This is a genomic window from Micrococcus sp. KRD012 (genome assembly GCF_017168555.1).
In the GTDB taxonomy this organism is placed as follows: Bacteria; Actinomycetota; Actinomycetes; order Actinomycetales; family Micrococcaceae; genus Micrococcus; species Micrococcus luteus.
Window position 1 is genome coordinate 31709 of record NZ_JABFBB010000018.1, and the last position, 5966, is coordinate 37674.

The following is a 5966-nucleotide window of genomic DNA, read 5'->3' on the forward strand; positions in this document are numbered from 1 at the left end:
GGTCTCGGGCCGGGCGGCCTTGGGATGATGGGTGCCCCCGGAGAAAGGTGCCCGATGCCCCCGCCCGTGCCGCAGCCGACCCGCCGACAGTTGCTCCTGGCCGGTTCCGCCCTGCTCGGATCGGGACTGCTGGCCGCCTGCGGGCAGGACGGGGAGGACGCGGCGTCGTCGTCCGTGCCGACCTCGTCCGCGCCCACCTCCGCCGCCCCCGCTGGACCGCCGCCCGCCGGCGACCCGGTGGCCTGGCCGGACGTGGCCCGGGTTCCGCACCTGTTCTTCCACTCCCTCGTGGTGGACCCGGCCCGCGCCTTCGATGGCGACGACAAGGCCGGCGGCTACCTGGACTTCATGGTCACGGTGGACGAGTTCGACGCCGTCATCCGGCAGGTCTACGAGCGCGGCTACGTGCTGGTCTCCCCGCACGAGCTGTACGAGGTGGGCGAGGACGACGTCGTCCGCCCGAAGACCCTCATGGTCCCCGAGGGTCGCACCCCGCTGATCCTCTCCCTGGACGACTGCTCGTACTACCTCTACATGGACGGCGACGGCTTCGCGGACCGCCTGATCGTGGCCGAGGACGGCCGCGTCCGCAACGAGTACACGGACGCCGAGGGCACCACGCACGTCGGGGCGTTCGACGTCGTCCCGCGCCTGGACGACTTCCTCGCCGAGCACCCGGACTTCAGCCTCAACGGCGCCCGCGGCGTGCTGGCCATGACCGGCTACGACGGCGTGTTCGGCTACCGCACCTCGGCCCGCGAGTTCGGGGACAGCCCCACGTTCGACGCCGACGTCGCGGCCGCCACCGAGGTCGCCGACGCGCTCAAGGACAGCGGCTGGGAGTTCGCCTCCCACACGTGGGGCCACCGGACGGTGCCGAAGCTGACCATGGAGGAGCTCGAGTTCGACATGAGGCACTGGCACGAGGAGGTCGAGCCGATCCTCGGCCCCACGGACATGCTCATCTACCCGTTCGGCGCGGACGTCACCGGCCCCGGCAAGTACACGGAGGACAACGAGCGGTACCGCTACTTCCGCGAGCTCGGCTACCGCTCCTTCTTCCTCGTGGACGGCACCTCCAAGGCGTGGGGCCAGCTCGAGCCCGGCTACTACCGCGGCTCGCGCATCAACGTGGACGGCATCAGCCTCGCCGCGGCCGTCTCGGGCGAGCGGCCCGTGCTGGAGGAGTTCTTCGACCCCCGGTCCGTCCTGGACCCGGCCCGCCCCGAGTCCATCCGCGGCCCGAAGAAGCCGAGCCCGGCGCCGTCGTCGCCCGCCGCGGCCCCGAGAACCCCGCGACCCTGAGGAGAGCACCATGTCCATCCCCGCCACCGAGGTCGAGGCCCGCTGGAACGCGGCCGCCGAGCCGTTCACCGCCGTCGTCCGGGAGGTGCGGGACTGGGACGCCGCCACCCCGTGTGAGGGCTGGGACGCGCTGGACCTGCTGGACCACGTGATCGCCGGCCAGCGCGACTTCGCCGCCCGCCAGGGCCGGGAGGTGCCCCTCTTCGACGGGTCCCGCCAGCAGCTGGCCACCCAGTGGGCCAAGCACGCCGCCGCCATGTCCGCCCTCGCCGGTGACGAGGAGTTCATCATGCGGCCCATGAAGACCGCGCTCGGGGAGATGCCCGTGGGCGAGGCGTTGATCCGCTTCCACGCGTTCGACGTGATCGTGCACCGTTGGGACCTGGCCCGCTCGCAGGGCGTGGACGCGCGGTTCACGGACGCGGAGATCGACTGCGTGGAGGAGTCGCTGGAACTGTTCGGCGACGCCGCCTACACGCCCGGCATCCTGGGCGAGCCCGTCCCCGTGGCCGACGACGCCGACCGGCAGACCCGCCTGCTCGGTCGCCTGGGCCGTCGGGGCTGAGACCAGGGCAGGACCCGTCCCCGCACCCCAGGAGGCACCGTGAGCGAGTCCACCGGTTTCAGCGCCGCGGAGCAGGCCGCGATCGCCGAGCGCGCGCAGGAGCTGCGCGCCCAGCGCGGCGGCAGGAAGAAGGCCGACGCCCTGCAGGACCTGCTGGTGAAGATCGAGGAGATGCCCGAGCAGGACCGCGCCATGGCGGTGGGGGTGCACCGGATCGTCACGGAGGCGGCCCCGGAGCTCGAACCCCGCACCTGGTACGGCATGCCCGCCTACGCGCGCGGCACGGACGTGCTCGTGTTCCTGCAGGTCAGCAGCAAGTTCGGCGTGCGGTACACAACCCTCGGCTGACGTCCGGCGCAGAGTGGTCACGACACGCCGCGTCGCGCACGCGGAGACGGCGTGTCCTGACCACTCCGCGGGCTTTCCGGCCCCTCCGAGCCCGCCGGCCCCTCCGCGGCCCGGGCTGCCCGTCGCCAGCGCCGCACCGCCCACAGGGTCAGACCGCCCACGGCGAGCCAGCCCACCCCGAGCAGCACGCCGTTCACGACGCCCGGGCGCACCGCGAACGCCCCCATCGCCACGAGGGAGAGCTGCCCGGGGATCACGCCGACCGCGGTGGAGCCGGCGAAGATCCCCAGCGGCACGGCGAGCGCGCCCGCCCCGTAGTTCACGGGCCAGTACGGCAGCCCCGGGGCGACGCGCAGGGCCAGCAGGGCGAGGAACCCGGTGTCCTCGAGCCGCCGCTCCACGGTCTCGGCGTGGCGGCCGAGCCCGCGCAGGACCACCTCGCGTCCGACCGCGCGCGCGATGCCGTACGCCCCGAGCGAGCCCAGCAGGGCTCCGACGACGGACAGCACCGTCCCCTCGATCGCGCCGAAGAGCACACCGGCGGTGACCGCCATGATCGTCACGGGGATGGGGGTGAGCGCCACGGCCGCGTACAGCACGGTGAACGCCAGCCAGCTCCACCAGCCGAAGCCGTCCAGCTGGGCGCGCAGCTCGTCCACGCCGGGCAGGCGCACGGTGAGTGCCAGCCACACGAACGCCGCCACCACGAGGACGAGGGCGGCGGTGCGCAGGATCGACACCCCGCGGTGCCCTGTGCGGGCGGGCAGGGTGGAGGCGGCGCCGGAGTCGCGCGGCGGCACGGCGGTGGAGGGCATCGGCTCAGGCTACCGGCAGCCGCTCCCTCCGCATGTCCTCCCTGGCCTGCGGTCACGCCCTGCTCTGCTTTGCTGGATCACACGCGTGTGACTCATCCACACCTGTGGACAACTCTGTGGAGAACCCTGTGCACGCGGCCCGCCGGGTGTGGACGGAGGGGCTCAGACGGTGGACGCGCCGGGCGCGTCGTCACCCGGCCGCGCCTCGCCCGGCCCCGCCGCCGGCTCGTCCTCGAAGACGGGACCGCCGTCGTCCTCCCAGGCCGCGGCGGCGTCGTCGTCCCTGTCGGTCTCCTGCACCTGGTCGTGCAGGCGCTCCATGCGGGTGTCCAGGTCCGCAGCCACGCGGGCGGCGGCCACGAGCTCGGTCGCGATGTCCGGGGGCACGCCGCCGTCGAACTTGTAGTTGATCTTGTGCTCGAGCGTGGCCCAGAAGTCCATGGCGCTCGTGCGGAACTGCATCTCCACGGTCACCGGGATCGTGCCGGTGGACAGGTGGATCGGCACCTGCACGAGGCAGTGCAGGCTGCGGTAGCCCGAGGGCTTGGGCCGGGAGATGTAGTCCTCCACCTCGAGCACCCGGATGTCCGGCTGCTGCGTGAACTGGCGGAACACGCGGTACACGTCCCGGGCGAAGCTGACGATCACGCGCGCCCCGGCGATGTCCGTGACGTTGGTGCGCAGCGCGTCCAGGTCCAGGGACAGCCCGCGGGCGGAGGCCTTGCGCAGGATCGACTCCGGCGACTTCACCCGCGTGACGATGTGCTCGATGGGGTTGTAGTCGTGCAGGTGCGTGAACTCGTCCCGCAGCACCTCGAGCCGCGCCTCCACCTGGAGCAGGGCCGAGCGGTACTCGAGGTCGAAGCGCTCGACGTCTCGGCGCAGCCGCTCCAGCGCCCCTGACGCCGCGGGGGTGAGCTGCGTCAACTCGGACACGGGGGTGCCGCGCAGCGCCTCGACGTCCGCCGAGGGCGCGGGCGCGTCCGGGGAAGGGTCCTGCTCCATGGCCTCAGAGCCTACGGCGGGATCCTGCGAGACGGTTGGCCGTCCACAGGCCCGACGGCGGCCCGTCAGTCCTCGGCGGGGATCAGCACGCGCTCGAAGGCGGCGCGCTCCTCGTCGGAGACGGCCACGGGCCGCCCGGCCGCCGGGTCCACCTGCACGAACACGGCGTCGCACAGCACGCAGCGCCGCCCGTCCTGCCACAGCTCGTGGCGCAGCGTGAAGGACGTCCGGCCGATCCGCAGGATCCACACCCGCGCCGTCACCTCGGGCCCGGCGTAGACCACGGGCGCCTCGTACTGGACCTCCATGGACCGCACGACGCGCTGGACGTCCGGGGACGCCGTCGTCGTGGCCCACGCGCCCAGGGCGCGCACGCGCGCCTCCTCGGTGAGGGTGAGCAGTCGGGCGTTGTTGACGTGGCCGTAGCGGTCCTCGTCGGACCAGCGCAGCTGCAGCCCGACCTCGAACGGGGTCGGCGTGCCGGCGTCGGCGGGGGTCTCGGGGGTGGTCGGCTGCGTCACGGGGTGAACACCTTTCCTGGGTTGAGGATGCCGTGCGGGTCGAACACGGCCTTGATGCGCTGCTGGAGGTCGTGCTGGGCGTCGCCGAGCTCGTCTCGCAGGAACGCGCGCTTGAGCAGGCCCACGCCGTGTTCGCCGGTGAGCGTGCCGCCGAGTTCCAGGCCCGCGCGGAACAGCTCGCCGGCGGCCTCCCACACGTCCGCCGGGATCGACGCGGCGTCCTCGGCCGCGCCGCCCACCTGCGCCGCCGCGCCGAACAGCAGGATCGGGTGCAGGTTGCCGTCCCCGGCGTGGGCCGTGGTGGGGATGGCGACGCCGGTGCGTGCCTCGATCTCACGGATCCGCGCGAACATCTCGGCCATGCGGCTGCGCGGGACGGCCACGTCCTCCACGAGCGGGGTGCCGAGGCGCTCGAGCGCGGGGAACGCGGTGCGGCGCAGGGCCATGAGGGCCTCCCCCTCGGCGGGGTCCACGGTCACGGTGACGTCCCCGCCGTGGGCGCGCATGAGGGCGGCCATGGCCTCCCCGTCCGCCTCGGCGCCGGCGCCGTCGGCCTGCACCAGCAGGAACGCGCCGGATTCGGGCAGGGCGGCCCCGCGCTCGGGCCCCGCGTGCGCGCGCACCGCGGCGAGCGTCGCCTCGTCCATCAGCTCCATCAGGGCGGGCACGTGACCGGCCCCGGTGATCGCCTCGGCCGCGGCGGCGCCCGCGACGACGTCCGGGAAGAACCCGCCGAGCGTCACGGGCACGCCGCGCACGGCCGGCCGCAGCGCCAGCGTCGCGCCCACGATCACGCCGAGCGTGCCCTCCGAGCCGATCATCAGCGCGACCAGGTCGTAGCCGGTCACCCCCTTGACGGTGCGGTGGCCCAGCCGCAGCAGGGTGCCGTCCGCGAGCACCACGTCCAGGCCCAGCACCGCCTCGCGCGTGACGCCGTACTTGGCGCACAGCAGCCCGCCGGCGTTCATCGCGATGTTGCCGCCCACCGTGGAGATGTCCTTCGACGCGGGATCCGGGGCCCACCACAGCCCGTGCTCGGCGAGCGCGGCGTTCAGCGCCCCGTTGAGGATCCCCGGCTCGACGACGGCCACGCGGTCCGCGGGGGAGACCTCCAGGATCCGGTCCATCGCGGTCATGTCCAGGACGATCTCGCCCGCCCCCGCGACGGCGCCGCCGGCCAACCCCGTGCCCGCTCCGCGGGTGACCAGCGGGGTGCGGGTGCCGTGCGCGATCCGGCACGCGGCCTGCACGTCCTCCACCGTCCGTGCGCGGACCACGGCCCGCGGCGCGGCGGGGGAGCGATGCCCCGAGCGGTCCGCCCGGGCGGCCTCGAGCGCTGCGACGGAGACGTCCACGCGGCCGGGCAGCTCCGCCTGCAGGCGGGCGACGACGTCGGCGGGCGGGGCG

The 5966-nt window shown here is 74.1% G+C and carries 7 protein-coding genes; 3 read left to right on the forward strand and 4 right to left on the reverse strand.

The genetic code is table 11. The features are described from left to right. Positions 1 to 54: 54 nt before the first annotated feature. The 3 genes from J1M37_RS07580 to J1M37_RS07590 are packed head-to-tail and all read left to right on the forward strand — an operon-like array spanning position 55 to position 2218. Positions 55 to 1305 (forward strand): polysaccharide deacetylase family protein, encoded by a 1251-nt coding sequence (locus tag J1M37_RS07580; protein WP_206452400.1) that lies wholly within the window; start codon positions 55 to 57, stop codon positions 1303 to 1305. A gap of 10 nt (positions 1306 to 1315) precedes the next feature. After that, positions 1316 to 1870 (forward strand): TIGR03086 family metal-binding protein, encoded by a 555-nt coding sequence (locus J1M37_RS07585; protein WP_036339014.1) that lies wholly within the window; start codon positions 1316 to 1318, stop codon positions 1868 to 1870. 39 nt (positions 1871 to 1909) lie between these two features. Continuing rightward, positions 1910 to 2218 carry a hypothetical protein gene (locus J1M37_RS07590; protein ID WP_036314546.1) on the forward strand — a complete coding sequence of 103 codons (309 nt, stop codon included), beginning with the start codon at positions 1910 to 1912 and terminating at the stop codon, positions 2216 to 2218. A 17-nt stretch (positions 2219 to 2235) separates the two neighbouring features. On the opposite strand, the gene J1M37_RS07595 is transcribed toward J1M37_RS07590, so the two are convergent. From J1M37_RS07595 to J1M37_RS07610, 4 genes are all read right to left on the reverse strand, one after another. Beyond that, complete coding sequence (locus J1M37_RS07595; RefSeq protein ID WP_020624722.1) at positions 2236 to 3033, reverse strand: TVP38/TMEM64 family protein; 798 nt, start codon at positions 3031 to 3033, stop codon at positions 2236 to 2238. A 162-nt stretch (positions 3034 to 3195) separates the two neighbouring features. Next, on the reverse strand, positions 3196 to 4038 hold the full coding sequence (locus tag J1M37_RS07600) for a GTP pyrophosphokinase (protein WP_036314511.1): 843 nt from the start codon (positions 4036 to 4038) through the stop codon (positions 3196 to 3198). A 65-nt stretch (positions 4039 to 4103) separates the two neighbouring features. Beyond that, positions 4104 to 4559: an acyl-CoA thioesterase gene (locus J1M37_RS07605; protein ID WP_036314509.1), complete on the reverse strand. Its 456-nt coding sequence runs from the start codon at positions 4557 to 4559 to the stop codon at positions 4104 to 4106. After that, the coding region (locus J1M37_RS07610) for an FAD-binding oxidoreductase (protein ID WP_241250940.1) at positions 4556 to 5966 on the reverse strand (1411 nt) is incomplete at its 5' end. The genes J1M37_RS07610 and J1M37_RS07605, both read right to left, overlap by 4 nt.

Excerpts from the sequence above, each read along its gene's own strand:
- J1M37_RS07580 (WP_206452400.1), top strand. The coding sequence starts at position 55 with ATGCCCCCGCCCGTGCCGCAGCCGACCCGCCGACAGTTGCTCCTGGCC.
- J1M37_RS07585 (WP_036339014.1), top strand. The coding sequence starts at position 1,316 with ATGTCCATCCCCGCCACCGAGGTCGAGGCCCGCTGGAACGCGGCCGCC.
- J1M37_RS07595 (WP_020624722.1), bottom strand. The coding sequence starts at position 3,033 with ATGCCCTCCACCGCCGTGCCGCCGCGCGACTCCGGCGCCGCCTCCACC.
- J1M37_RS07600 (WP_036314511.1), bottom strand. The coding sequence starts at position 4,038 with ATGGAGCAGGACCCTTCCCCGGACGCGCCCGCGCCCTCGGCGGACGTC.